Consider the following 24,431-nt stretch of genomic DNA (forward strand, 5'->3'; position numbering starts at 1 on the left):
AACCGGAGCGAGACATGACACGGCCCCGGCGCGGCGATGGTGTGCGCACGGGGCGGTCGTTATCGGTCAGGCAGCGGAGAAGGATGCCCGGCCGCGTGGGTGATCTGCTAGGAGTCGCCGCGCCGCTGGCTCTGCGGCTCCGCCGAGGCGGCGGCCTGCGGGTTGAAGAGCTCCTCCAGGGAAGCGTCGGCCCGCTCGCCGCCCCGTACGGCCTCGACCACGGCCTGGTGGAAGCTGCGGCTGGCCTCTTCGGAGGGGCAGGGGACGGGGCTGCCGGCCATGGTGTACCAGTCCGAGGAGCCGGTGTGCTGCACGGCCACATGGGCCAGGTCCTCGGACCAGGTGGTGTGGATGGTCAGGTCGCCGTTGATCACGCCGATCTCCTCGGTGCGCACCGCGTTGGGGAGCGCGTGGATTCCGACGGTGGTCCAAGATGCCCAGGTCATGATGTTCCCCTCGGCGACAGGGTCTCCGGCCGGCGGCCGGGCGCGGTGTCTCAAGTCTGGCACTTGCGGTGCGGCGGCGCACCGCATGCGGGGCCCCGGATTCCGCAAATATCCGGCTCTCTCCACGCGGGGGTCGACTCCGTCGCGGTGCGGTGGCTGCGGTATCGGGTACGCCCGTCACGCTGGGGAGTCGGCGGCCCGGCGGACTCCGGTCCGGAGCGCCGAGCCCCCGGTCCGTGTCCGCGCGCCGGCACTCGGTGGGTGAGGAGTGTCTGCCGGTGTCACGGTCGGGACGTGCGGTAGTCGGCCGGCGTCCGCATGGATGGCGGCGGTATGAGGCGTTCAATGAAAGTTCAATGATTCGCCACGGCTGGAATGCGAGACGGGTGGAATGCGGGACGGCTGGAATGTGGGAGGGCCGGCCAAGGTGGGGCATGGTGATTTCTCGTTCAACGAACCGAGCCGGTGCCGGCCTGGCCGCCACCGACCTCGGTGTTACGGTCCGCGTCGACCTGGACCAGCCGATCGACGGTCGCGAACCCGCCCTCGGACTGCGCCCGGCCGACACCGTCGGCTCGTCGAAGTGCCGTGCCGACCAAAGGACTTGGGTGTCGACCTCGGTCCGGGTGCAAGCCGCGGCGACGGCCGCGACGTGGCCGAGGCGCGCCCCGGGAGCGTTCAGTCGATGACGGTATGGAAGAAGGTGACCCCGGCGCCGAAGGCCGCGCCGCCCACGAGGGCCGCGGAGGCCAGGGTGCCGCCGTTGAAGCAGGTGAGCGCACCGGCGCCGAGGGCGGTGAGGACGCCCAGCAGCAAGATGACGGCGGCGCGCTGACTCAGCAGAGCTGCTCTGTCGTTCCGTGCTGATCTGTTGTCGGACACATCAACTCCCAACTGCGCGGGAGCGGGAAATCGCTCGGTGCGGATGCTGATGCTGTGGTCGATCTTCTCATCCGGCACCGTGCACAGCCGGTAACACACGACGAAAAGCCCGGAGTTTCCCCTGCTTAGGCGGTTGGCTGCCGGGTGATCGCGAGGACCGCCATATCGTCGTCGCGCGGCCCGCCGGTCCACTGCTCGACGTCCCGCACCACGAGGTCGATCACCTCCCGCGGCTCATGGAACGGTCCGTGCCCCGCCAGCTGCGCCGCCGGGTCGTAGAAGTTCCCCCGACGGTCCCGGGCCTCGGTCACCCCGTCGGTGATCAGCAGCAGGGTGCTGCCCGCCGGGAACGGTCGGACGTCCGGAGGCGGCCGCCCCACGCCCAGTGCGCCCATGCCCAGCGGCAGGCCGGTCTCGCCCACCTCCAGCGCCCGCACCTCGGCGCCCTGACAGAGGTACGGCGCGGGGTGGCCGCAGTTCAGCAGCCGCAAGCCGCCGGCCCCCGGGAGGATTTCGCAGACCAGCGCGGTGATGAAGCCCTCCAGCCGGACCTCCTCGGAGGTCTGGTCGCTCTCCCGCAGCAGGGCCCGCTCCATCCGGTCGGCCAGCGCCGGCAGCTCCGGCTCCTGCACCGCGGCCTCACGGAAGGCACCCAGCAGCACCGACACCGCGCTCACCGCGCCCAGCCCCTTGCCGCGCACGTCGGCGATCAGCAGTCGGACACCGAACGGGGTCTGCTGCACCGCGTAGGCGTCGCCCCCGATCTGGGCCTCGCGCTGGGCGGCCTGATAGCGGGCGGCGACGGCCAGCGGACCGATGCGCTCCGGCGGTTCGGGCAGCACCGCACGTTGCGCGGCCTCCGCCACCGTGCGGACGATGTCCAGATGACGGCCGTGGCGGGCGATCACCCGGTTGACCCCGACCCCCATGAGCGCCGCGAACAGGGTGTTGACCAGCTCCAGGTGGCCCACCAGGTCGTCGGCGGTACCGTCCTTCACCGTCAGCGCGAACACGCCGACGAGGATCGTCGCCCCGATCGCGAGGGTGTGCCGCAGCGACAGCAGCGCACCGGCCGTCACACTGGCCGCCGTCAGCATCGGATCGCCCCAATACTCCTGCGGCGACAGCGCGTTCCAGACGAGCCCGGCGACGACCAGGACGCTCGGGGCGAACTCGACGTAGCGCGGCCACCGAGGGGGGAGCGCGGTGCGCGGTGCGACGCTCGTGCTGCCCACCGCGTGCCCGGCCCGGCCGCTCAGCGGTGCTCGGGGTTGGCGGAGTCCGCCCGGCAGCCGGCGTCCCACGCGGTGCGCTGATTGCCGTGCGCCGGGATGCCGCCGGCCCGCTTCAGCATCGCCGCGAGGTGCATCAGGTTCCAGCTCATGAACGTGGTGTTGCGCTTGGTGAAGTCGTTCTCCGGGCCGCCGGAACCCGGGTCCAGGTACGAGGGGCCGGGCCCGGCCTCACCGATCCAGCCCGCGTCGGCCTGCGGCGGGATGGTGTAGCCGAGGTGCTGGAGACTGTAGAGGACGTTCATGGCGCAGTGCTTGATGCCGTCCTCGTTCCCGGTGATCAGACAGCCGCCCACACGGCCGTAATAGGCGTACTGGCCACGGTCGTTGAGCACGCTGGAGCAGGCGTAGAGCCGCTCGACGACCCGCTTCATCACGGAGCTGTTGTCGCCGAGCCAGATCGGTCCGCACAGCACGAGGATGTCGGCGGCCAGCACCTTCCGGTACAGCTCCGGCCAGGCGTCGGACGCCCAGCCGTGCTCCGTCATGTCCGGCCAGACGCCGGTCGCGATGTCCTGGTCGACGGCCCGGACCAGCTCCGTGGTGACGCCGTTCTCCTCCATGACGCCGCGGCTCCTGTCGACCAGCCCCTCGGTGTTGCTGGTCTCCGGGGACCGCTTGAGCGTGCAGTTGACGAACAGCGCTCTCAGGTCGTCATCGTGGAAGGTGGGGGCCATCGAGAACTCCTCGTGCGGTGCGGACGCGCCATCGGCCCCCAGCCTCCGGCCGTCGGGGCCGGGGGGCCACCGGGACGGCCCGAACGTGTGTCACCCCTTTGACGCGAGCCGGGCGTACGCGCGGACGTCGGCATCCGGGTCGTCCGCGACCGAGGCCAGCGCGCTCAGGACGTCCGCGCGGCCCGCGTGGGCGCGCAGCGCCAGCACCGCCGCCTTGCGGACGTCGGCGTGCCCGTCGGACAGGGCGGAGCGCAGCGCCGGCACCGCACGGTCCGGTCCGGCACCGGCCAGGGCCCGGGCGGCACCGGCACGCACCTGCCAGGCGGCATCACCGAGCGCGGCCACGGCGAGTGCGTCGTACGGCGCCGGGCAGCCGGTAGCGGCCAGCGCACCGAGCGCCGCGGCCCGCACCAGCGGGTCCTCGTCGTGCACCAGCACCCCCAGGTCGTCCGGGCCGCCGACGGTGCCCAGGCCGTGTGCCACCGCCACCCGGACCTCGCGGGACCGGTCCTCGGTGGCGCGCCGCAGGTCGTCGGCGGCGTCCACCGAGACCAGGGCGCGGACCGCCTGGATGCGGACGTCCACGGCGGGGTCGGCGAGCGCGGCGGCGAACAGCCCCCGGTCGCCCAGGCGGAGCGCGCGCAGCACGTCCAGGGCCGCCGCCCGGACCCGGGCGTCGGTACCGCGGACGGCGGCGGCCAGCGGCTCGCGCAGTCCGGCCTCCGGCGGCAGCACCTCGACCAGCTCGCGGAGCGACGCGCCGGCGGCCGCCCGTACGGCGGGGTGGGTGTCGGCGAGCGCGGCGGCCAGGGCCGGGCCGGTACCCGGCGGGACGCTCTCGGTGAGCGCCTCGACGGCCGCGCGGCGGACGGCCGGGTCCGGGTCGGTGAGGTACGGGCGCAGCGCCGCGAGGTCGGGCTGGTCCTCGGCGAGGGCGAGCAGTTCCGGGATGCGGGGGGACGGGGCGCCGGGCGCCGGCCCGGCCCCGGACGTGCCGGTGGCGGTGGGCCCGGGGCCGCCGGCCGTCGACCCCACCGGCGGGGTGTCCCGGCGCCCGGCCGTCGCGACCTGTTCGGGACGGACCTCACCGAGGAACCGGGCGGCACGCCCACCGGGGCGTACTCCGCCACCGGGACGAGGTACGGAGCCACCGGACGGGCGGTGAACTCCATCCTCCCGGAAGGGGATCTGCGCAGGTCGAGGTGGTGCAGCCAGGCGCCGTCATCGGTCCGGGGGCGGTCGGTGCGCTGGTGGTAGAGGCCCCAGCGGGACTCGGTGCGGGCCAGTGAGGACCGGGCGGCCATCTCGGCGCAGTCACGGACGAAGTCGACCTCGACGCAGCGCATCAGCTCGTGCGGGGTCCGGGCGCCCATGCCGGCGATCTCGTCCCGCATCCGCTCGAAGTGCTCGATGGCCAGCGACAGCCGGGCACCGCTCTTGGGCGGCGCCACGTAGTCGTTGACGAAGCGCCGCAGCTTGTACTCGACCTGGGGCTGCGGGGGGCCGTCGGGGTTGCGGAGCGGCCGGTAGACCAGTGCATGGGCCGCGCGCAACTGGCCGGCGGGCAACTCGCCCTGGTACGCCCGGAACCGGGCGGCGTCCGCGCCCGCCAGATCGCCGAAGACGAACGCGCCGATCATGTAGTTGTGCGGGACGCAGGCCAGGTCACCCGCCGCGTACAGGCGCGGCACGGTCGTGCGGGCATGGTCGTCGACCCGTACGCCGGACGCCGAGTGGCCGCCGCACAGCCCGATCTCGGAGATGTGCATCTCCACGTCGTGGGTGCGGTAGTCATGGCCGCGCCCGGCGTGGAAGGTGCCGCGGGTCGGGCGCTCGGTGGTGTGCAGGATCGTCTCCAGGGCGGCGACCGACTCCTCGGGGAGGTGGCTGAGCTTGAGGTAGACAGGGCCGCGCTCGGAGGCGACCTCGGCCGCGAACTCGGCCATCATCTGCCCCGACCAGTAGTCGGACTCCACGAACCGCTCGCCGTGCCGGTTGACCTGGTAGCCGCCGAAGGGGTTGGCGACGTAGGCGCAGGCCGGGCCGTTGTAGTCCTTGATCAGCGGGTTGATCTGGAAGCACTCGATACCGGTCAGTTCGGCGCCGGCGTGGTACGCCATGGCGTAGCCGTCGCCGGCGTTGGTGGGGTTCTCGTACGTGCCGTAGAGGTAGCCGGAGGCGGGCAGGCCGAGCCGGCCGCAGGCGCCGGTGGCGAGGATCACGGCGCCCGCGCGCACCACCACGAACCGGCCGGTGCGGGTGTGGAAGCCGGCAGCCCCGATCGCCCGGCCGTCCGCACCGGTCAGAACCCGCACCGGCATCACGCGGTTCTCGATGCGGATCCGCTCACGCATCTCGCGCCGCCGCAGTTGCCGGTAGAGGACCTTCTTGACGTCCTTGCCCTCCGGCATCGGCAGCACGTACGAGCCGGAGCGGTGCACCTGCCGGACGGCGTACTCGCCGTGCTCGTCCTTCTCGAACTTCACGCCGTACGACTCCAGCCGCTGCACCATCGCGAAGCCGCGGGTCGCGGTCTGGCGGACGGTGGACTGGTCGACGATGCCGTCGTTGGCGAGGGTGATCTCGGCGACGTAGTCGTCGGGCTCGGCCCGGCCGGGGACCACCGCGTTGTTGACGCCGTCCATGCCCATGGCCAGCGCACCGGAGTGACGGACGTGCGCCTTCTCCAGGAGCAGCACCCGGGCGCCCCGTTCGGCAGCGGTCAGCGCCGCCATGGTGCCGGCCGTGCCGCCGCCGACGACCAGCACGTCACAGGTCAGCTCCTCGGCGTCGGCGAGTGCGGGGATGTCCATGCGGGGCTGCCTTTCAGCTGCTGAGGGAGGCGAGGGCGGTACGGCGCAGGGCGGCCGTCGCCGGGTCGGCGTGCGCCTCGCGGTCGCGGGGGCGGGGTACGGGGAGGACCTGGAGGACCCGGCCGGTGCCGAGCAGAGCCACCCGGTCGCCGAGGGAGAGCGCCTCGTCGACGTCGTGCGTCACGAAGACCACGGTGGCGCCGGTGCCCTGCAACACTTCGACGAGGAGGCCTTGCATCCCGGCCCGGGTCCGGGCGTCGAGCGCACCGAACGGCTCGTCCATCAGGACCGCCCGGGGCCGACCGGCCAGCGCCCGGGCGAGCTGGGTGCGCTGCCGCTGGCCGCCGGAGACCTGGTGCGGCAGCCGGCCGGCGTGCTCGCCGAGCCCGACCCGGGCCAGCCAGTCCGCGGCCCGCGCCCGGCGCTCCGTGCGCGCCAACCCCCTGATGGCGAGCGGGAGTTCGACGTTGCCCCGCAGGGTGCGCCAGGGCAGCAGTGCATCCTCCTGGAACACCAGGGCGCGGTCGGCGGCGGGCCCGGTGAGCGGCTCGCCGTCCTGGCTCAGCCGTCCGCCGAGCGGTGGCAGCAGACCGGCCAGGGTGCGCAGCAGGGTGGACTTGCCGCAGCCGGACGGTCCAAGGACGGTGAGGACCTCGCCCGGGGCGACATCGAGGTCCAGGCCGGACAGGACGGGCGCGCCGGGCCGGCCGAGCACGGCCTCGGCGAGGGTCAGCCGCAGGCCCCGCACGGGGGCCTGGGCGGGTGCCGTGGTGGTGAGGTCGGTGCTGGTCACATGCGCTCCCCGGTCGTCGCCAGGCCGGTGCGCCGCGTCCGACCCGCCGAGGACGCGTCCGGCCCGCTCGCCGTACGGGGCGACCGGCGCACCGGTGCGGGACTTCCGGCCGTCGGTGGCAGCCACCGCACCAGCCGCCGCCCCGCCCGTTCCACGGCGGTGGCGGTCAGCCGCCCGAGCAGCCCGATGGTGGCCATGCCGACGAAGACGCCCGGGTAGTCGACGACGGTGTAGTCCTGCCAGGTGCGGTAGCCCACGCCGTACTCGCCGGAGATCATCTCGGCGGAGATCACACAGATCCACGAGACGCCGATGCCCACTGACAGCCCGCCGACGATGCCGGGCAGCGCCCCCGGCAGCACCACCGAGCGCAGCACCCGCCACCGGCCGCCGCCCATGGTCAGCACCGCCCCCTCCCAGACCGGTGTCACCGCCCGTACCGCATGCCGGGTGGAGACCATGACCGGGAAGAACGCCGCGGCGAAGGTGATGAAGACCATGCCCTGTTCATTGCCGGGGAACAGCAGGATCGCCACCGGCACCAGCGCGATCGCCGGTATCGGGCGCAGCACTTCGAGCAGCGGGTCGAGCAGGTCGGAGGCGAGGGCGGAGCGGGCGACGGCGGTGCCGACCGCCACGCCCAGGACGGCCGCCAGGGCGAAGCCGGTGACGATCCGGGTGAGGCTGTCGGCGATGTCCTGCCAGTACGTGGCGGTGCCGAGCCGGCGGACGAACTCCGCCGCCGTCTCGGCTGCCGGTCGTCGCATCGGCCACGTACGCGGCCCGCACCCGGGCGCGGTGCGCGGCGACGAACCGCAGCAGGGCGGCCGGATCCGTGAAGGAGTGGGTGCGGTCCTCGCCGCGCAACCACACCTCGTCGGCGGACGGGTGGGCGGTGGAGCGCAGTGCCGCGGCGTATCCGCTGCCGTAACTCTCCTTGAGGTAACGGTCGTTGACGAAGGAGTCGACGTCGACCGGACCGGTCAGCCGGGCCGCCCGCAGCACCGGGACGTCCTGCTTCAGCGCGGCGATCAGCCGCGGCTTGAGGGTGGGGTCGAAGGTCGCGACACCGCCGGCGCCGTTGTAGAGGTAGACCACCTCGGGCGGCAGCCCGGTGGCCTCGGCGACCTGCTGCGCGGCGGCGACCGGATGGCGCTGGAGGTACCGGGTCGCCTCCCGCTGCGCGGCGAGGAACGCCTTGACGACCCCCGGGCGCCGGTCGGCGAAGGCACCCCGTACGGTCACGCCGTGGAAGGTGGGCAGACCGAGCGCGCCCCCGTCGTAGAGCGCCCGCGCCTTGCCCTGGAACGCCAGCAGCCCCGGCCAGGCGACGAACTGCGAGAGCGCGTCCGCGCCGCCCGACTGGAGCGCCGAAGCGCCCACGGCCGGCTGCTGGTTGAGCTTGTGGATGCCCTGCTCCGGGCCGATCCCGGCCCGGGTGAGGGCCCGTACCAGGGTTCCGTCGGCGGCCGAGCCGACGCTGCTGGAGACGATCTTGCCGCGCAGGTCCGACGGCGAGCGCAGCGCCGAACCGGGCTTGGTGACGATGGTGTTGAGCGCACCCCGGAGGTTGTAGCCGGTGACCGAGACCAGCCGGGTCGGAGCGTGCAGCTGCCTGCCGCGGGAGGAACAGGGCGGCGGCCGCGACGGGGGCGGTGCGCTGGACGAGCGTGCGCTTCAGGAGCGTGCGGGGCGTGGACGTGCGCTGCATGGGGACGTGCCTCTCATCGCAACAAATAGGGCATGTTGACCGTGACCGCGCCGGTGGGACAGCGGGCGGCGCACGGGCCGCAGTACCAGCACTCGTCGACGTGCATATACGCCTTGTTGCTGGCCGGATCGATGGCGAGCGAGTCCAACGGGCACATGTCGACGCAGAGCGTGCAGCCGTCGATGCACTTGGACGCGTCGATGGTCACGGGCACGTCGGCCCGTTGGGGCGCAAGGGGCATGGGGGTCTCCGGGACACGGCGGATACGGGGAAGGGGGAAGGGGGAGGAGAAGCGGGGCGTGGGGTGGGAATCAGAGCGTGCGGAGGGGCGGGAAGCGGAGCCTGCGGAGGGGCGGGAATCGGAGCCTGCGGGGGCGCGGATCAGAGCGTGCGGCGCAGCAGGCCCCGCATGGTGATGCGGTCGCCGCGGAAGCGGATGAACTCCAGGTCGACGGGGGAGCCGTCGGCGAGATGGGTGAGCCGTTCGAGCATCAGCACCGCCGTGCCGCGCGGCGCCTTGAGCACGGCGGCCGAGTGCACGTCGGCGTTGACGGCCTCCAGGGTGATCTCGGCGGTGCCCAGCGGCTGCCCGGCGGTCTCCTCGATCAGCCGGAAGACGTCGTTGTTCTCCAGGTCGGCGTCGAGCAGCGGCATCCCGATGTCCATCGGGACGTACGTCAGGTCCAGGGACAGCGGCAGGCCGTCCAGCCGTCGCAGTCGCTCGACGTAGAGCACCTCGGTGTGCGGCGGGATCCGCAGCCGGTCCGCCACCGGGGCCGGCGCGGCCACCGGGCTGATGGTGCGCACCTCATTGGTGACCCGGCCGTGCGAGTGCAGCGTCTCGGCGAGCCCCATCAGTCGATCGAGCCCGTGCGGATACTTCTGACCCACCACCACCGTGCCCACGCCCGGCTGACGCGCCACGAGCTGCTCGGCCCGCAGCAGGTCGAGGGCCTGCCGCACGGTGTTGCGGGAGGCTCCGTAATCCGCTCCGATCACCTCCTCGTGCGGCAGCACACCGCCCGGGAAACACCCGCCGAGCACCTGGTGGCGCAGCAGATCGGCGAGCTGCCGGGCGCGGTCGGCACGCAGCCGGCGGCGGCGCGCGGCGGCGACCGGTGTGGTGTGCTGGCGGGTGCGTTCGGCTGGCATGCGGGGGACCTTACCGACGCATTCCGGCCAGTGGTGTTGCCACAGTGTTGCGCCACCTCCGAGGCGCCGGACAATGGCTTTGACCTGCGGTTCCGGGGGCGTGGAGGGAAGATCTGCCACCCCGGTCGGGCCCTGTGCAGGCACCGGATGCGGCCGCGCGACGCGGCGATCACGACCGCCCGGCATCGTGTCGCCGGCCGCTGGGTGCCGCCCTCCCGCTAGCGTCGAAACCGGGCAAACGGCGCAGGAGGTGACCCATGGCCACATGGCCGTCCGTGCTGTTCGCGCTGCTCGCGGCGGCCAGCAATGCGCTGGCAACGGTGTTGCAGCGGCGCGCCGCGCGCACCGTCCCGCTGTCGTCCGGGTTGCGCCTCGGCCTGCTCGTCGATCTGCTGCACCGCGCCGCCTGGCTCGGTGGGATGCTCGCGGTGATCGCCGCCGCCTGCTTCCAGGCCCTGGCCCTGTCCCGTGGTGCGCTGTCGATCGTCCAACCGATCTTCGTCCTCGAACTGCCGCTCACCCTGCTCATCGGCCGGGCCGTGCTGGGCGGTCGGATCCCGCGCGCCGGGTGGGCCGGAGTGACGCTGCTCGTCGTGGGGTTGGGCACCGCCCTCGCCGCCGCCGCGCCCACCTTCGGCACCGACCACGCCCCGTTCAGCCGCTGGGTGCCCGCCCTCGCGGTGTGCGCCGGGGTGATCGTCGCGACCGCCGGCGCCGCACTGCGCCGCGGAGCGGGTGGCGTACGGGCGGCCTGCTTCGCCGCCTCCGCGGCCGTCGCCTACGCCCTCACCGCGGCCCTGATGAAGGACGCCACCCACACCTGGCAGACCGGCGGCCCGGCCGCGTTCTTCTCCTCGTGGCAGACCTACGGCTTCGCCGCCGTCGGAGTGCTGGCCCTCTTCCTCTTCGAGAACGCCATGCAGTCCGGCCCGCTGACCGCCTCCCAGCCGGTGCTCACCCTCGGCGACGCACTGGTGAGCCTGTCGCTGGGCGTCACCCTCTTCGACGAACGGGTCCGGGTCGGCTGGTGGCTGGTCCCGGAAGCGCTGGGCATCGCCCTGGTGCTGTGGGGCGCCCTGCTGCTCTCCAGGGTCGCCCTGGCGAGGGACCTGGTCGGCGTCTCCGAGCAGCGGGCCGCGACCGCGCCCGACGCCGGTGCGGAGCCCGGGACCCCGGGCTCCTGACCCGGCTCACAGCATGACGTGCTTGATCCGTGTGTAGCCCAGCAGGCCCGCCGGCGAGAGATCGCTGCTCAACACCCCTTCCGTGGAACTGAGTTGGGCGGCGCTGTTGCGGCCCGTAGTCGGCCCCCGTGGTTCTGGCCCGCATCCTGCACGCCACACAAGAGCGACGTCCCGGCCGCCCAGGCGGCGATCTGGCGGGCCGTCGCGGGGCGCTCGGCGCGCCGGACGCCTTCCCCGAGATCTGAGCCCGTGCGCCCCGGCACACCACCCGAGCCCCGGTGCACGGCGGTCACCCCCCCCGACGTTAACCTTGCTAGGTACAAGCAATGTATTCGGGTGGACCGAGACGCACCGCGAAGGAAGACGACGATGAGCAAGGGCAGGGGCCCTGCCTGTGACGAGCCGGCCCCGCGGATCACCGCCGCATCGGGGCTGGCCGAGGCCGCGGCCGGGCTGGGCACGGAGATCGTGCGCTTCTCCCGGCTGATCGCGGCCTGGAAACAGCGCGCCAAGACGGACGGGGGCGCCGCCGACCGGGTGCTGCTGGCGAGGCTGGTGGTCGGTGGCGACCGGCGGGCGACCGACCTGGCCGCGGACGCCTTCCTCGACCTGTCGACGGTCAGCCGCCAGGTGCGCTCGCTGGTCGAGCGCGGCCTGGTCGCCCGGCGCCCCGACCCGGAGGACCGTCGCGGGTCGCTGCTGACCGCGACCGACGCCGGACGGGCCACGTTCGAGAACTACCGCCGCCAGCGCGACGCCGAACTGGCCGCACTCCTCGAACCGTGGTCGCCCGAGGACCGGGCCGCCCTGATCCGGCTGCTGGGCCGGCTCAACGAGGACATGGCAGAACGACAACACACACGGCTGGGTCCCGGGGGAGACCAGGGTGCCGCCGTGGAGCAGGGAGAGACACGTACATGAGCACCGCCACCTCTCCGCCCGGGGCGGAAACCAAGGACATATCCGGGCCAGGAATCCTGAGCCACCGTCAGATCCTCACCATCCTCAGCGGACTGATGCTGGGGATGTTCCTCGCCGCGCTCGACCAGACGATCGTCAGCACGTCCATCCGGACCATCGCCGACGACCTGCACGGCCTCAGCGAACAGGCCTGGGCGACCACCGCCTACCTGATCACCTCGACGATCGCCACCCCGCTGTACGGCAAGCTGTCCGACCTGCACGGCCGCAAGCCCTACTACCTCGCCGCGATCAGCATCTTCGTCGTCGGCTCGGTGCTGTGCACCTTCTCCACCTCGATGACCGAACTCGCCGCGTTCCGTGCGGTGCAGGGGCTTGGCGCCGGCGGTCTGATGTCGCTGGCGCTGGCGATCATCGGTGACATCGTCCCGCCCCGGGAGCGCGCCCGGTACCAGGGCTACATGCTCGGCACCTTCGCCACCTCCAGCGTCGCCGGGCCGCTGATCGGCGGCGCACTGGCCGGTCAGGACCAGCTGCTGGGCATCACCGGCTGGCGCTGGGTCTTCCTGGTCAACGTGCCCGTCGGCATCATCGCGCTGTTCGTCGTCGCCAAGGTCCTCAACATTCCGCACACCCGGCGCGACCACCGCATCGACTGGTGGGGCGCGCTCACCATCACCGTCGGCGTCGTCCCGCTGCTGCTCGTCGCCGAGCAGGGCCGGGAGTGGGGCTGGGACTCCTCCCGGTCGATCGCCTGCTACGTCATCGGCGTCGTCGGCATCATCGCCTGGATCTTCGTCGAGCGGTGGATCGGCGACGACGCGCTGATCCCGATGCGGCTGTTCCGCAACGGCACCTTCAGCAAGACCAGTCTGCTGTCCGTGCTGATCGGCATGGGCATGTTCGGCGGGATGCTGATGATCCCGCAGTACCTCCAGATCGTGAAGGGCGCCAGCCCCACCAGGTCCGGCCTGGAGATGCTGCCGCTGATGGCGGGCATGTTCATCGCCTCCATCGCGTCGGGGCAGACCACCGCCAAGACCGGCCGCTACAAGGTCTTCCCGATCGTCGGCACCGCGCTGATGATCGCGGCGATGCTGCTCTTCCACTTCCGGGTCCAGTGGGACACCCCGCTGTGGGAGACCATGGTCTACATGCTGGTCTTCGGCCTCGGCCTGGGCGGCTGTATGCAGACCCTGGTGCTGGCCGTGCAGAACGCGGTACCGCCGCGGGACATGGGCGTGGCCACCGCCTCGTCCACGTTCTTCCGGCAGATGGGCGCCACCGCCGGTACCGCGATCTTCCTCTCGGTGCTGTTCAGCACGGTCGGCGACAAGATCTCCGCGGCGTTCCGGCACGCCGCGTCCACCGAGCGCTTCCAGGCCGCGCTGCACGACCCCGCCGTTCTGCGCGACCCGGCCAACAAGCCCGTACTGGACATGCTCAAGCACACCGGCAACGGCAACTCCTCGGGCGTGCTCAGCGATTCGTCGTTCATCCAGCACCTCGACCCGCGACTGGCCGAGCCGTTCAAGCGCGGTTTCGCCGACTCCATGCACACCGTGTTCCTGATGGGCGCGATCGTCGTCGCGCTGGCCTTCGTGCTGATGTGGTTCATCAAGGAGCTTCCGCTCCGGCAGATGTCCGGGCTCCAGGCACGGGCGCAGGCCGAGGCCGAGGCCGACGGGGCGGCCGCGGCCACCGGCGAAGCGGCCACCTCCGCGACGCAGGACGCACCGGACGCAACAGATGCACCGGACGCATCGAGTGCATCGGGTGTATCGGCCGTGTCGGGTGTGCCGGACGCATCGGGCGCGCCGGCCACCGACGCGGTACCCCACCGCACCCCGACGCCGGTGACCCCGCCGACCGCCGCGGCCGCACCGACCGGCCCGGTCGTCCAGGGCACTGTCCACGACGGCGCCGGCCGGCCGGTCGCGGGCGCCGCCGTCACCCTGATCAGCGTCGGCGGCCGCCAGCTGGGCCGTACCACCACCACGGCCGACGGCGGCTTCGCCCTGCCCACCACCGGCGCCGGCACCTATGTGCTGATCGGCTCCGCCGGGTCCCGGCAGCCGCAGGCGATGACCGTCGTGGTGGGCGAGGAGCCGCTCACCTTCGACCTGACCCTCAGCGGCGCCGCGGGCCTCGCCGGTGAGGTCCGCGAGGAGAAGGGCGACGACCCGGTGCCCGGCGCACTCGTCGTCGCGACCGACGTCCGCGGCGAGGTCGTGGCCTCGGGCGTGGCCGACCAGGACGGTGCCTTCGCCTTCGGTGAACTGACGCCCGGCAGCTACACCCTGGCCGTCAACGCCGAGCACCACCGCCCCGCCGCCCTCCAGGTGGAGGTCACGACCGGCCACCGCAACTGGTACGAGATCCGGCTGGCCCTGGGCGCACAGGTCCGCGGCACCGTCCGCTCGGCCGGCGGCGGCCCGCTGGACGACGCCCGGGTGACCCTGCTGGACCCGGCCGGCAACGTCGTGGGCACCGCCACCAGCGGTCGGGACGGCGCGTACGCCTTCACCGACCTCGACGGCGGCGAGTACACGCTGATCGCCAGCGGCTACCCGCCGGTGGCCACCCCGCTCCGTCTGGGGGCCGACGGCGCGACCGAGTGCGACGTCGAACTGCGCCACGACCCGGTGGGCTGAGCCCCGCGAGGCCGGCATGGCCGGGGCCCGGCGCCGACAAGCGCCGGGCCCCGGCCGGTTTGGCGGAGCCGCCCCCGTCTACGTACAGTTCCGCCGAAGCTTGCACACGCTCTTGACCAGTACGTACGACCCCAGGAAAGCGGCAGCGGCAATGACGGTGACCGAAACAGGCCGGGCCGATGGCACGGGTATCGACGCGGAGCGGATGGCGCTCTGCCTGAGCGTGCTCGAAGAGCTGGACGCACTCCCGCTCGACCACCCCGACGCGATCACCATACGTCGCGCCACCGCCGGCATCTTCCGCAAGGTCAAGCAGCGCCGGCGACAGGAGCGCCGGGCCGCGAAGACGGCCAACGACCGTGCCGTGACCGAGGCCACCGCCACCGGCGCCGCCGACCGGATCGACGACGAGACCCAGGGCCTCGCCCTCACCACCTCGGTGACCACGGAGATAGCCGGAATCCTGGAGCGCCCCCGCTGCTGCTACGTCTGCAAGGCCCGCTACACCGAGGTCGACGCGTTCTACCACCAGCTGTGCCGGACCTGCGCCCAGGAGAACCGGGCCCGCCGGGACGCCCGCACCGACCTCACCGGCAGGCGCGCACTGCTCACCGGCGGCCGGGCGAAGATCGGCATGTACATCGCGCTGCGGCTGCTGCGCGACGGCGCCCACACCACGATCACCACCCGCTTCCCCAACGACGCCGTCCGCCGCTTCACGGCGATGCCGGACAGCGCGGAGTGGCTGCACCGCCTGAAGATCGTCGGCATCGACCTGCGCGACCCGGCCCAGGTCATCGCCCTCGCCGACACGGTGAGCGCGGAAGGCCCGCTCGACATCCTGATCAACAACGCCGCCCAGACGGTCCGCCGCTCACCCGAGGCGTACACGCAGCTGGTGGCTGGCGAGTCCGCGCCCCTGCCCGCCGGTGAACTGCCCGCCTCCGTCGTCCTCGGACACTTCGGCAGCGGTGCCCCGGTGGCTCTCCCCGCCGCCTCGACGACCGCGCCCGGCGCGCTGACCGCCGACGAGGTGACCGCACTCGCGCTGACCACCGGCTCCGCCACGCCCGCCCGGATCGAGGCGGGCACGGCCATCGACGCGGGCGGCCTCGTACCGGACCTGCACGCCAGCAACAGCTGGATCCAGAGGGTCGACGAGGTCGACCCGGTGGAGCTGCTCGAAGTCCAGCTGTGCAATATGACCGCGCCGTTCCTGCTGGTCAGCAAGCTCCGCCCGGCGATGGCCGCCTCGCCGGCGCGCCGCAAGTACGTCGTCAACGTCTCGGCGATGGAAGGCCAGTTCAGCCGCGGCTACAAGGGCCCCGGCCACCCGCACACCAACATGGCCAAGGCCGCCCTGAACATGCTCACCCGCACCAGCGCCCGCGAGATGCTGGAGACCGACGGCATCCTGATGACCGCCGTCGACACCGGCTGGATCACCGACGAGCGGCCGCACCCCGAGAAGATGCGGCTGGCCGCCGAGGGCTTCCACGCCCCGCTCGACCTGGTCGACGGCGCGGCCCGGGTCTACGACCCGATCGTCCGCGGTGAGCGCGGCGAGGACATCCACGGCTGCTTCCTGAAGGACTACGCGCCGGCGGCCTGGTGAGACGGCGGCCCGCGCCATGGTGAGACGGCGGCCCGCGCCGCGGTGAGGCGCGGGCCCTGTACCACCACGGTGAGGGCTCTGTATCACCATGGCGTGGGCCCGGGATCACCACGGTGTGGGCTCCGGATCACGGTGGCGTGGGCCCGGGATCACCACCGTATGGGCCCCGGATCACCGCGGCGCGGGCAGACCGCTCCTCAGCCGTTCCAGCAGCGCCCTGGCCGCCGGCCCGGCCGGCCCCTCCGTGCGCCAGGCCAGCGCCACCAGGCCGCGCGGCTGCGCCCCGATGATCTGCAACGTCCGCAGCCCGGACTCCTCCGCCGCCGGCGGTTCCGGTATCACCGCCACACCCAGCCCCCGGGCGGCGAGCTGCGCCAGCACCTGCGGGGCGGCCGCCTCGAAGGCGATCCGGGGCCGGAAGCCCGCCTCGGCACAGGCACGCTCCAGCACCCCGCGCAGACCGGTTCCGCGCGGCAGGCTGATCAACGGGCGCTCGCGGAGCGCGGACAGCGGGACGCCGGTCCGGCCCGGGTCGGCGCACAGCGGGTCGTCCGGCGCCACGGCGACCACCAGCGGCACATCGATCAGCATCTGTAGTGAGACGCCCGGTGGCGGGGCTTCTTCGGCGAGGCCGATCACGGCGATGTCGAGCGCCCCGTCGTGCAGCGCGGCGAGCATCCGCTCGGAGGTGTCCTCGGTGAGGGAGATCTCCACCTGCGGATGGTCGTCGTGGAAGTCGGCCAGCAAGGACGGCACGCCGAAGGCACCGATCACCGCGCCCGACAGCAGACCGATCGCGACCCGGCCGCGGAGCAGCCCGGCGTACTCGTCCACGGTCTGCCGGATCCCCTCGACCGCGGCGAGCGCCGCCCGCGCGTACCCGAGCACCGCCCCGCCCACCTCGGTCACGGTCACCGAACGCCCGCTGCGGTCCAGTAGCCGCTGCCCCAACTCGCGTTCCAGCTGCCGGATCTGCGCGCTGACCCCTGGCTGTGCCAGATGGAGGCGCGCGGCGGCCCGGGTGAAACCACCCTCTTCCACCACGGCGACGAAGTACTGCAACTGCCGGAGTTCCATGACCGCGATTCTAGAACTGACGGTTATGGAAGGAAGAATGACTAGCTCTTGGACTTATGGAAACGGGTGCACGAGCATGGACCCATGGACATCAAAGCGGCGATAGCGGCCGAACGCCGGGAGCTGGCGGACCTGTTGGACGGACTCTCCGACGCGCAGTGGGACGCTCCGAGCCTGTGCGCGGGGTGGCGGGTACGCGAGGTCGCGGCCCATATGTCCATGGGGTTCCGATACCCGCTCCCCAAGGTGGCCGCCGAACTCCTCAAGGCCGGCGGCAACATCAACAAGATGGCGGACCGGCTCGCCCGTAAGGACGCGACCACCGCGGCGACGCACGAGCTCGCAGACTTCCTCCGGGACAACGCCCACCACCCGTGGAAGCCCCCGGTCGGCGGCGTCGCGGCCGCGCTCGGCCACGATGTGGTCCACGGCCTCGACATCACCGTGGCGCTCGGCCTCGACCGCCGGGTCCCCGCAGAGCGCCTGCGGGTCCTCCTGGACAATGTCACCCTCCGGTCGGCCAGGTTCTTCGGGGCCGACCTCAAGGGCGTCGAACTCCGCGCCGACGACCTCGACTGGACCTTCGGCACCGGCGCGCCGCTGTCCGGCGCCGCCCAGGACCTGCTGCTGGTCGCCTTCGGCCGCAAGGTGCCGGAGGGCCGCCTCCGGGGCGCGCGGCAGCAGCAGTTCGTGGCCGGGTGAGGGCGGACGCCCCGCCCCGGCCCCACCGAACGGCTACCGGCCCCGGCCCCGGCCCCGGCCTCGGTCCCGCGCCCGTCGAACGGCTACCGGCCCCGGCCCCGGACCGGCTCCCGTCGAACGGCTACCGGCCCCGGCCCCGGCCTCGGTCCCGCGCCCGTCGAACGGCTACCGGCCCCGGCCCCGGACCGGCTCCCGCCGAACGGCTAACTGCGCCGCTCGCACCGAACACGCCCTGGACGAACCGGAGTTCAGCCGTCCAACGCGTCCAGCCCGTCCAGCCCGTGACGGGTGAGCAACGGCCCGACCTCCGGATCACGCCCGACCACCGCCCGGAACGCTTCGAGGGGGTCGACGCTGCCGCCCCTGCCCAGGAGTTCCCGGCGGAAGATCTCACCGCTCTCGCGGATCGTCTTCCCGTTCTCGCGGAACCACTGCGCGGCGTCCGCGTCCAGTACCTCGGCCCAGCGGTAGCCGTAGTAGCCGGCCGGGTAACTACCGCTGAAGACATGGGCGAAGTAGCCGGTGCGGTAGCGCGGCGGGATCGCGGCCAGGGAGAGGCCCCAGCGCTCCAGCGCCGCGGCCTCGAACGCCTCCGCACCGTCCTCGTCCGGCGTCCGCCCGGCCGGCAGGGTGTGCCAGGACCAGTCCAGCATCGCCGCCGCCAGATGCTCCACCATCCGGAAGCCGACGCCGAAGCCCTCCGCCTCGCTCAGCCGGGCCGGCAGCTCCTGCGGCATCGGCTCGCCGGTGACGTGGTGCCGGGCGTAGCGGGCCAACACCTCGGGCCAGTCCGCCCACACCTCGTTGACCTGCGAGGGGAACTCCACGAAGTCGCGCGGTACCTGCGTCCCGGCCAGCAGCGGGTAGCGGACGTCGGAGAACAAGCCGTGCAGCGCGTGGCCGAACTCGTGGAACAGCGTGGTGACTTCGCGCCAGGTCAGCAGCGTGGGCTCGCCCGCCGGCGGTTTGGCGATGTTCAGGTTGTTGACCACCACCGGCCGCCGGCCCAGCAGATGCGACTGGGTCACCAAGTCCTTCTCCCAGGCACCGCCGCGCTTCGACGCGCGGGCGTGGAAGTCGCCGATGTACAGGCCGAGCGGGCTGCCGTCGGCCTCGTGCACCTCGAAGACCCGGGCATCCGGGTGGTACGCGACCAGGTCCGGGCGTTCGGTGACGGTGATCCCGTAGACCAGCTCCGCGGCGTGGAAGACGCCGTCGTGCAGGACGGCCTCCAGCTCCAGGTACGGGCGCAGCGCCGCCGCATCCAGCCCGCATCGCCGCTTGCGGATCCGCTCCGCGTAGTACTGCCAGTCCGCCGCGCCGATCTCCGCGACACCGGCCTCGCGGGCCAGCGCCGCCGCTTCGCGCTCGGCGTTGGCGACGGCCGGTGCGATCAGCCGGCGGAAGAGGTCCTCGACCGCGCCGGTGGTGCCGGCGGTCTGATCGGCGACCTGCCATGCGGCGTGGTTGGGGTAGCCGAGCAGGGCGGCGCGCTCCGCCCGCAGCCCGGCCAGGGCGACGGCGACCCGACCGTTGGCGTCGGCGCCCCGCCCGAGCGAGGCGGCCAGCAGCCGTTCGCGCAGCGCCGGTTCGTGGAGCGAACCGAGCTGGGTCTGCTGGGTGAAGTTCTTCATGCCGAGCACATACCGGCCGTTGTGCCCGAGGGCCCTGGCGGCCTCCGCGGCGGCCGCGATCTCGTCCTCGGGCAGACCCGCCAACTCCTCGGCATGGTCCAGCACCAGCGCGGCCCCGGCGGTGGCCACGCGCAGGTTCCGCCGGAACTCGGCGCTCCGCGCGGCGATCTCCGCGTTCAGCTCGCGCAACCGCTGCTGCTGCTCCGGGGCGAGCCGCACCCCGGCCCGTACGCGGCGGGCATGGTGCTGCTCCAGCACGCGCAACTGCTCACCGTCCAGCCCGAGTTGATCCCGCTTGCGGAACAGCTCGTCCAGCCGGGCGAACAGCGCGGGATCGAGCAGCAGCGCATCGTCGTGGGCGGCCTGCCGGGGAACGATCTCCGCCTCCAGCGCCTGGAGCTCGTCGTCGGTGTCCGATGCCGTCTTGTTGAAGAACACCGCGCGCACCCGGCTCAGCACCGCGCCGCTGCGCTCCAGCGCCTCCACGGTGTTCTCGAACGTCGGCGGCGCGGTGGTGGCGCCGATGGCCGCCACCTCGCGCAGTTGCTCGGCCATCCCGTGCTCGAACGCCGGCAGATAGTGCTCGTGCCGGATCCGCGCGAAGGGCGGCAGCTCGTAGGGCAGCTCACTCGGCTCGAAGAAGGGGTTCGCCGTCACGGACGCCGACCCTACTCGCGGGAGTGCGACCGGGCCCGGTAGTCACCGAAGACGGCCGAAAGGCGGTGCGTCACCCCGCGCGTGACGGCCCTGTCCGGACCGCACCGAGTGAGCGCACACTCCGGCCCGTTCCCGGGAAGCGACACGGGGCCATTCGTGGTGTCATCGAAGGCGAGGTAAGCAACGCTCCTGAGACGGGAGGAACCATGGCCGGCAAATTGACAGCGCGAGACATCATGACCGGCGGTGTGCGCTGCGTGGGCGCGCATGAATCGCTCTACGACGCAGCCAAGATGATGCGCGACCTCGACGTCGGATGCCTGCCCATCTGCGGTGACAACAACAAGCTCACGGGCATGATCACCGACCGCGACATCATCGTCACCTGTTGTGCCGAAGGGATCGACCCGGCGACCGTGCAGGCCGGTTCCCTGGCCGGTGAACTGCACTGGATCGATGCCGATGCGGACGCCTCCAAGGCCCTGGAGACCATGGAGAACAACCACATCAAGCGGCTGCCGGTGATCGACGTCAAGGGCGGCCACCGCCTGGTCGGCATGATCACCGAGGCCAACGTCGCCAAGAACCTCAACGACAAACAGATCGCGGAGTTCGCGACCCGCGTGTACGCGACGGCCTAGGTCGGGCCTTAGGGGGTGGGCGAACACATCCCGTAGGGGACGGCAGCGCCCCCTGCGGGGCCACAACGTGGTGGGGGCGGGGCGTATTCCCGGGGGCCCGGGATCGCCCACCGGCGGAGCTCGACACGAACGTCCGGCATCGACAGGCGAATGCCGACATCGGATCGACAGGCCAACGCCGCAACCCGCAGCGCAAGCCTCTGCCGCATCGCGCTGCACTCGCCGCGCCGCCCCCATCGCGCCGCGCCCGCCGCCACGCGGGCAGGCCGTCCGCGGCGCCACGGACGGCCTGCTACCCACCGCCAGGGAATACCCGGGTATTCCTCAATGCGCTCCATCGGCGCCTGTCGGCGTTCAATCGACCCGCAATGAGGACCTCAACAGGCCCTCAAACAGACCGCCTTTTCGTGTTCAGTTGCGGTGGGTGTGCGGTACGGCCAGGCGCATACCCGGGAAAATGAGATCCGGATCCGCACCGATCGTCTCGCGATTCACCCGGTAGAATTCCTGCCAGCGGAATCCGTGCGCATACGAGATACCGCTCAGCGTGTCCCCGGAGTTGACGACGACGGCGCCGCCGACGCTCGGCAGCGTGCGCGCCTTGTGCCGCTTCGCCGGCAGTTGCGGGTGCCGGACGCGCTCCCGGGCCGCATGTGCCTCGCGCTGCGGCGCGTGGTGCGCGCGGGTGGTGTGCGGGGCGCGGTGCGCGGAACCCGAGAGTCCCAACCGCGCCGAGCAGGCCGGCCAGGCGCCCCATCCCTGCCGGGCCAACACCCGTTCTGCCACGTGGATCTGCTGCGTTCGGCTGGCCTGCGCGGCCCGTCCCCCGTACGCCCGGCCGCCGAAGGACCGCCAGGTGGAGTGGGCGAGCTGAAGCCCCCCGGAGAACCCGTTCCCGGTATCGATACGCCAGTTCCCTCCGCTCTCGCACCCGGCCAGGCGGTCCCACGTGCCGCTCGCCACGGCCTCGGCCGGCTGCTCGGTCGCCACGTTCAGTGCGCCGGCCGCCAGTAGTACGGCGGCTGCCGTGATGCCGCGGACCCCATAGCCCCGGAATTCGTTCCGGGCGGTCGACTCCGATTCGTGAGGAAATTCCATGCGTTTGCTCCCGTCGTTCGCCGCGCAGTTCCCCGGCGGCTCTTGAGGAAACCTGACGCCGCCGCGGTAATCGCGTTCGAGCCGGACCCGATTCGGGATTTCCGTGCGGCGCCATGAATTCGACGGGGACGAGACAACCACGCACCGAGTTCGCATCGGCAGAGCGCGCGGGAGCGCCGCACCGGCTCGGCCTGCCCCCTTGTCTCCGGAGCACGGGCATGCCTGCCCACGGCGCAGCCGCTCCGACCGGCAGGGGCGCACCCGTCTCGTCATCCGCGCAGGGCGCCCCGGGGCCGGATGATCACGGGCTTGGTACGGGGGTGTCCGCCGAGCGCATCCACCGCACTTGGTGCACGCGCTGCGCAGTACCGCATGCACCGCGCACAGACCTTTGGGGAGTGCACCGTCTCGTCCCGCTCCTGGAGTGATGGTGCAACAACCCATCCTGCCATACGAGTTCGTAACCCTCCTCATCGGGGCGAAACGGATGGCGGCCCCCGTGGGTGAGTGGAATCGACCGCTCCGGGGTGTGAGGGTGAGCTGCTGACGCCCTGTCGTCTGGCTGGCGAACGTGAACCGGCACTTTTCGAACGGGAGTTACTGGTCGTTAAACCTGTAGTCAATGTGGCGTTGATCACTCCCGTAGGGCAAAAGTGCAGGTGAGGGCACAGTGTGCAATTGATCGATCACTTTCTGCTGATTATGTACGAACCCTGGTTAACCCTGAGGGCCCCTCTCGTCGGTGAGAGGGGCAAGGAACGCATCTCTCGTTCCGACCCACCCGCAACGACGCGGGTGGCAGCAACTCTTATGAAGGGAGGGCTCGTGGAGCACTTGGGGCACTCATGGCCCTGGTACGCGCTGGCACTGGTCGGCGTCTACCGGTTGACCGCCACAGGACTCGACGCCCTTGTCCGGCGCGTGGTGCGCACCGCCTCGCAGGCCCGCGCCGACCACCACCACGCCACCGTCGCCGCCCGTACCACCGTCGCGCCCCCGCAGCGCGGCGCGCGTACCCCGGACCGCCCGCGGTGCGGCGCGTCCCCGGACGCCACCGTCCCGCCCCCGCCCCGACCACCGGTGGGCCACCGTTGTGAGGGGGCCCGGTGAACGAGCACTCTCCCCTGGCCAGCCCGACCGACCTGCCGCTGGACTTCGAGGTCTTCTTCCAGCGTGAGCAGAAGGCCCTCCTCGCCGTCGCCGCCGCCCGTCTCCGCGACCGCCGGGACGCGGAGGAGGCCACCTTGGAGGCCGGCCGCCGGATGTACACCAAGTGGGAGCGCATCCTGGCGCACGTCAACCCCAAGGCCATGGCGTACACCATCCTCAACGGGGTGATCGCCGACTTCTACCGTCGCGAGGTCCGCAACAGCTGCGTACAGCCCTTTGCCGACCCGCCCGACACCGCCTACCTCCAGGAGCTGCGCAGCCACGAACCGCTCGACCTCGCACTGGACGAGCTGGAGTCCCTTGCGCCCCTACAGGCCAACTCCGTGCGCCTGCGCCACCTCGCGGGCCTGTCGTACGACCAGATCGCCGAGCGGCTGGGCACCACCCCCGGCGCCGCGAAGGTCAGCACCAGCATCGGACTTCAGCGGCTCAAAGCGATCATGACGAACGGTTCCTGCGGAGCCGGAGAGGACGCGTGATGCTCGAAGACCTGCTACGACGCCAAGCAGAGGCCCTCAACCAGGAGTTCGCCGACCACGACCCGGTGGCCTTCACCCAACGGCTGGCCGCCCGCATCGCCGACGGCACCGGCCGCGACCCCGACCCGGTCACCCGAGGCGCGGTCGGTGGCATCCGCCCCACCCCCGTACGCCCGACGCCCACCCGCGCCCGCCGGCGCCGCCGGCCCACCCCCATCGTCGACCAGGCGACCCCTCCCGCGGCCGTCCTCGCCGAGGCCCGACGGCTGTGCAACGTCGTGCTCCGCTCCAAGGACATCGACACCCTCGGGGCGTTCGCCGCCGACTACGACGCGGCCGGCGCACGGACCTTCGCCTGCCTCCTCTACACCCTCGACAAGTGGGAGAGCGCCCTGTATTGGTGGCGCTTCGCCGCCGGCGCCGGCGACGAGCTCGCCGCACATCTGCTGGCCGTGCACCACGCCGCCGTCGGCCGCACCACCGATGCCCGGCTCTGGCGCACGATTGCCCGGATGATGGGATTCGCCCTCGACCTCCACCTTCCCGTCCCCGTCAGAGGAACCTCGGAACTCGCCCAGGGATTCGCCCGCACCTGGGACCGGAGCCTTCAGACCTTCCTTCAGGAGAACCACCTGCCGCGCGACCTCGTGACGCACTGAGAAGACGGAAAGGACGGAGAAGAGCCGAGAGGGCGGAGAAGAGCCGAGAGGGCGGAGAAGAGCCGAGAAGACGAAGAAGAGCCGAGAAGACGAAGAAGAGCTGAGAGGGCGGAGAAGAGCCGAGAAGACGGAGTAGGCCGGGAAGACGGAGAAGGCCTACAAGGCCGACGAGGC

General features: G+C 72.3%; 19 protein-coding genes and 3 pseudogenes. 9 read left to right on the top strand and 13 right to left on the bottom strand.

Features of this window, described 5'->3' with window-relative positions:
* Positions 1-107 precede the first annotated feature (107 nt).
* The 10 genes and pseudogenes from AB0C96_RS29690 to AB0C96_RS29735 all read right to left on the bottom strand — a co-directional run bounded on the left by AB0C96_RS29690 (position 108) and on the right by AB0C96_RS29735 (position 9,766).
* A complete protein-coding gene (locus AB0C96_RS29690; protein ID WP_362921532.1) occupies positions 108-446 on the bottom strand; it encodes a hypothetical protein in 339 nt (112 codons plus the stop codon).
* Between the two features lie 678 nt (positions 447-1,124).
* Positions 1,125-1,406, bottom strand: coding sequence for a hypothetical protein (locus AB0C96_RS29695; protein WP_362921534.1), 282 nt, complete (start codon positions 1,404-1,406; stop codon positions 1,125-1,127).
* Positions 1,407-1,453: 47 nt separating this feature from the next.
* Positions 1,454-2,563, bottom strand: coding sequence for a PP2C family protein-serine/threonine phosphatase (locus tag AB0C96_RS29700; RefSeq protein WP_362921536.1), 1,110 nt, complete (start codon positions 2,561-2,563; stop codon positions 1,454-1,456).
* 20 nt (positions 2,564-2,583) lie between these two features.
* Positions 2,584-3,297, bottom strand: coding sequence for a flavodoxin family protein (locus AB0C96_RS29705; RefSeq protein WP_362921538.1), 714 nt, complete (start codon positions 3,295-3,297; stop codon positions 2,584-2,586).
* Between the two features lie 90 nt (positions 3,298-3,387).
* Positions 3,388-6,110 (bottom strand): annotated as a pseudogene (locus AB0C96_RS29710) (fumarate reductase/succinate dehydrogenase flavoprotein subunit).
* A 13-nt stretch (positions 6,111-6,123) separates the two neighbouring features.
* A complete protein-coding gene (locus tag AB0C96_RS29715) occupies positions 6,124-6,858 on the bottom strand; it encodes an ABC transporter ATP-binding protein (RefSeq protein WP_362921589.1) in 735 nt (244 codons plus the stop codon).
* 41 nt (positions 6,859-6,899) lie between these two features.
* Positions 6,900-7,610, bottom strand: a pseudogene (locus AB0C96_RS29720) (ABC transporter permease); the annotation flags it as partial.
* A 40-nt stretch (positions 7,611-7,650) separates the two neighbouring features.
* Positions 7,651-8,532 (bottom strand): annotated as a pseudogene (locus AB0C96_RS29725) (ABC transporter substrate-binding protein); the annotation flags it as partial.
* A 95-nt stretch (positions 8,533-8,627) separates the two neighbouring features.
* Positions 8,628-8,855, bottom strand: a complete 228-nt coding sequence (locus AB0C96_RS29730) for a ferredoxin family protein (RefSeq protein WP_362921540.1) — start codon at positions 8,853-8,855, stop codon at positions 8,628-8,630.
* 140 nt (positions 8,856-8,995) lie between these two features.
* A complete protein-coding gene (locus tag AB0C96_RS29735; RefSeq protein WP_362921541.1) occupies positions 8,996-9,766 on the bottom strand; it encodes a GntR family transcriptional regulator in 771 nt (256 codons plus the stop codon).
* Positions 9,767-10,023: 257 nt separating this feature from the next.
* Between AB0C96_RS29735 and AB0C96_RS29740 the strand changes: the two genes are divergently transcribed.
* The 4 genes from AB0C96_RS29740 (at position 10,024) to AB0C96_RS29755 (ending at position 16,140) form a co-directional block, all read left to right on the top strand.
* Complete coding sequence (locus tag AB0C96_RS29740) at positions 10,024-10,950, top strand: DMT family transporter (RefSeq protein WP_362921543.1); 927 nt, start codon at positions 10,024-10,026, stop codon at positions 10,948-10,950.
* A 369-nt stretch (positions 10,951-11,319) separates the two neighbouring features.
* Complete coding sequence (locus AB0C96_RS29745; RefSeq protein ID WP_362921544.1) at positions 11,320-11,871, top strand: MarR family winged helix-turn-helix transcriptional regulator; 552 nt, start codon at positions 11,320-11,322, stop codon at positions 11,869-11,871.
* On the top strand, positions 11,868-14,525 hold the full coding sequence (locus AB0C96_RS29750; RefSeq protein ID WP_362921546.1) for an MFS transporter: 2,658 nt from the start codon (positions 11,868-11,870) through the stop codon (positions 14,523-14,525). The genes AB0C96_RS29745 and AB0C96_RS29750 overlap by 4 nt, the downstream gene beginning before the upstream one ends.
* A gap of 151 nt (positions 14,526-14,676) precedes the next feature.
* On the top strand, positions 14,677-16,140 hold the full coding sequence (locus AB0C96_RS29755) for an SDR family NAD(P)-dependent oxidoreductase (protein WP_362921547.1): 1,464 nt from the start codon (positions 14,677-14,679) through the stop codon (positions 16,138-16,140).
* A 171-nt stretch (positions 16,141-16,311) separates the two neighbouring features.
* Here the strand turns inward: AB0C96_RS29755 and AB0C96_RS29760 are convergent, their stop codons facing one another.
* Positions 16,312-17,217 (bottom strand): LysR substrate-binding domain-containing protein, encoded by a 906-nt coding sequence (locus tag AB0C96_RS29760; RefSeq protein WP_362921549.1) that lies wholly within the window; start codon positions 17,215-17,217, stop codon positions 16,312-16,314.
* An 84-nt stretch (positions 17,218-17,301) separates the two neighbouring features.
* On the opposite strand from AB0C96_RS29760, the gene AB0C96_RS29765 reads away from it, so the two are divergent.
* Positions 17,302-17,919, top strand: coding sequence for a maleylpyruvate isomerase family mycothiol-dependent enzyme (locus tag AB0C96_RS29765; RefSeq protein ID WP_362921551.1), 618 nt, complete (start codon positions 17,302-17,304; stop codon positions 17,917-17,919).
* A gap of 248 nt (positions 17,920-18,167) precedes the next feature.
* Here AB0C96_RS29765 and AB0C96_RS29770 read toward each other — a convergent pair whose 3' ends face one another.
* Positions 18,168-20,210, bottom strand: coding sequence for a M3 family metallopeptidase (locus AB0C96_RS29770; protein ID WP_362921552.1), 2,043 nt, complete (start codon positions 20,208-20,210; stop codon positions 18,168-18,170).
* A 206-nt stretch (positions 20,211-20,416) separates the two neighbouring features.
* Between AB0C96_RS29770 and AB0C96_RS29775 the strand changes: the two genes are divergently transcribed.
* Complete coding sequence (locus tag AB0C96_RS29775; protein WP_362921554.1) at positions 20,417-20,851, top strand: CBS domain-containing protein; 435 nt, start codon at positions 20,417-20,419, stop codon at positions 20,849-20,851.
* A 411-nt stretch (positions 20,852-21,262) separates the two neighbouring features.
* Here the strand turns inward: AB0C96_RS29775 and AB0C96_RS29780 are convergent, their stop codons facing one another.
* Positions 21,263-21,949, bottom strand: coding sequence for a transglycosylase family protein (locus tag AB0C96_RS29780; protein WP_362921556.1), 687 nt, complete (start codon positions 21,947-21,949; stop codon positions 21,263-21,265).
* An 825-nt stretch (positions 21,950-22,774) separates the two neighbouring features.
* On the opposite strand from AB0C96_RS29780, the gene AB0C96_RS29785 reads away from it, so the two are divergent.
* Genes AB0C96_RS29785 through AB0C96_RS29795 form a run of 3 tightly spaced genes read left to right on the top strand, consistent with a single transcriptional unit; the run spans position 22,775 to position 24,257 of the window.
* Positions 22,775-23,059 carry a hypothetical protein gene (locus AB0C96_RS29785; protein ID WP_362921557.1) on the top strand — a complete coding sequence of 95 codons (285 nt, stop codon included), beginning with the start codon at positions 22,775-22,777 and terminating at the stop codon, positions 23,057-23,059.
* Positions 23,056-23,598: a sigma-70 family RNA polymerase sigma factor gene (locus AB0C96_RS29790; protein WP_362921559.1), complete on the top strand. Its 543-nt coding sequence runs from the start codon at positions 23,056-23,058 to the stop codon at positions 23,596-23,598. Before AB0C96_RS29785 ends, AB0C96_RS29790 begins: the two co-directional genes overlap by 4 nt.
* Positions 23,598-24,257, top strand: coding sequence for a hypothetical protein (locus AB0C96_RS29795; protein ID WP_362921560.1), 660 nt, complete (start codon positions 23,598-23,600; stop codon positions 24,255-24,257). Before AB0C96_RS29790 ends, AB0C96_RS29795 begins: the two co-directional genes overlap by 1 nt.
* Positions 24,258-24,431 lie beyond the last annotated feature (174 nt).

The sequence above is a fragment of the Streptomyces sp. NPDC048506 genome (genome assembly GCF_040651315.1).
Taxonomy (GTDB): domain Bacteria; phylum Actinomycetota; class Actinomycetes; order Streptomycetales; family Streptomycetaceae; genus Streptomyces.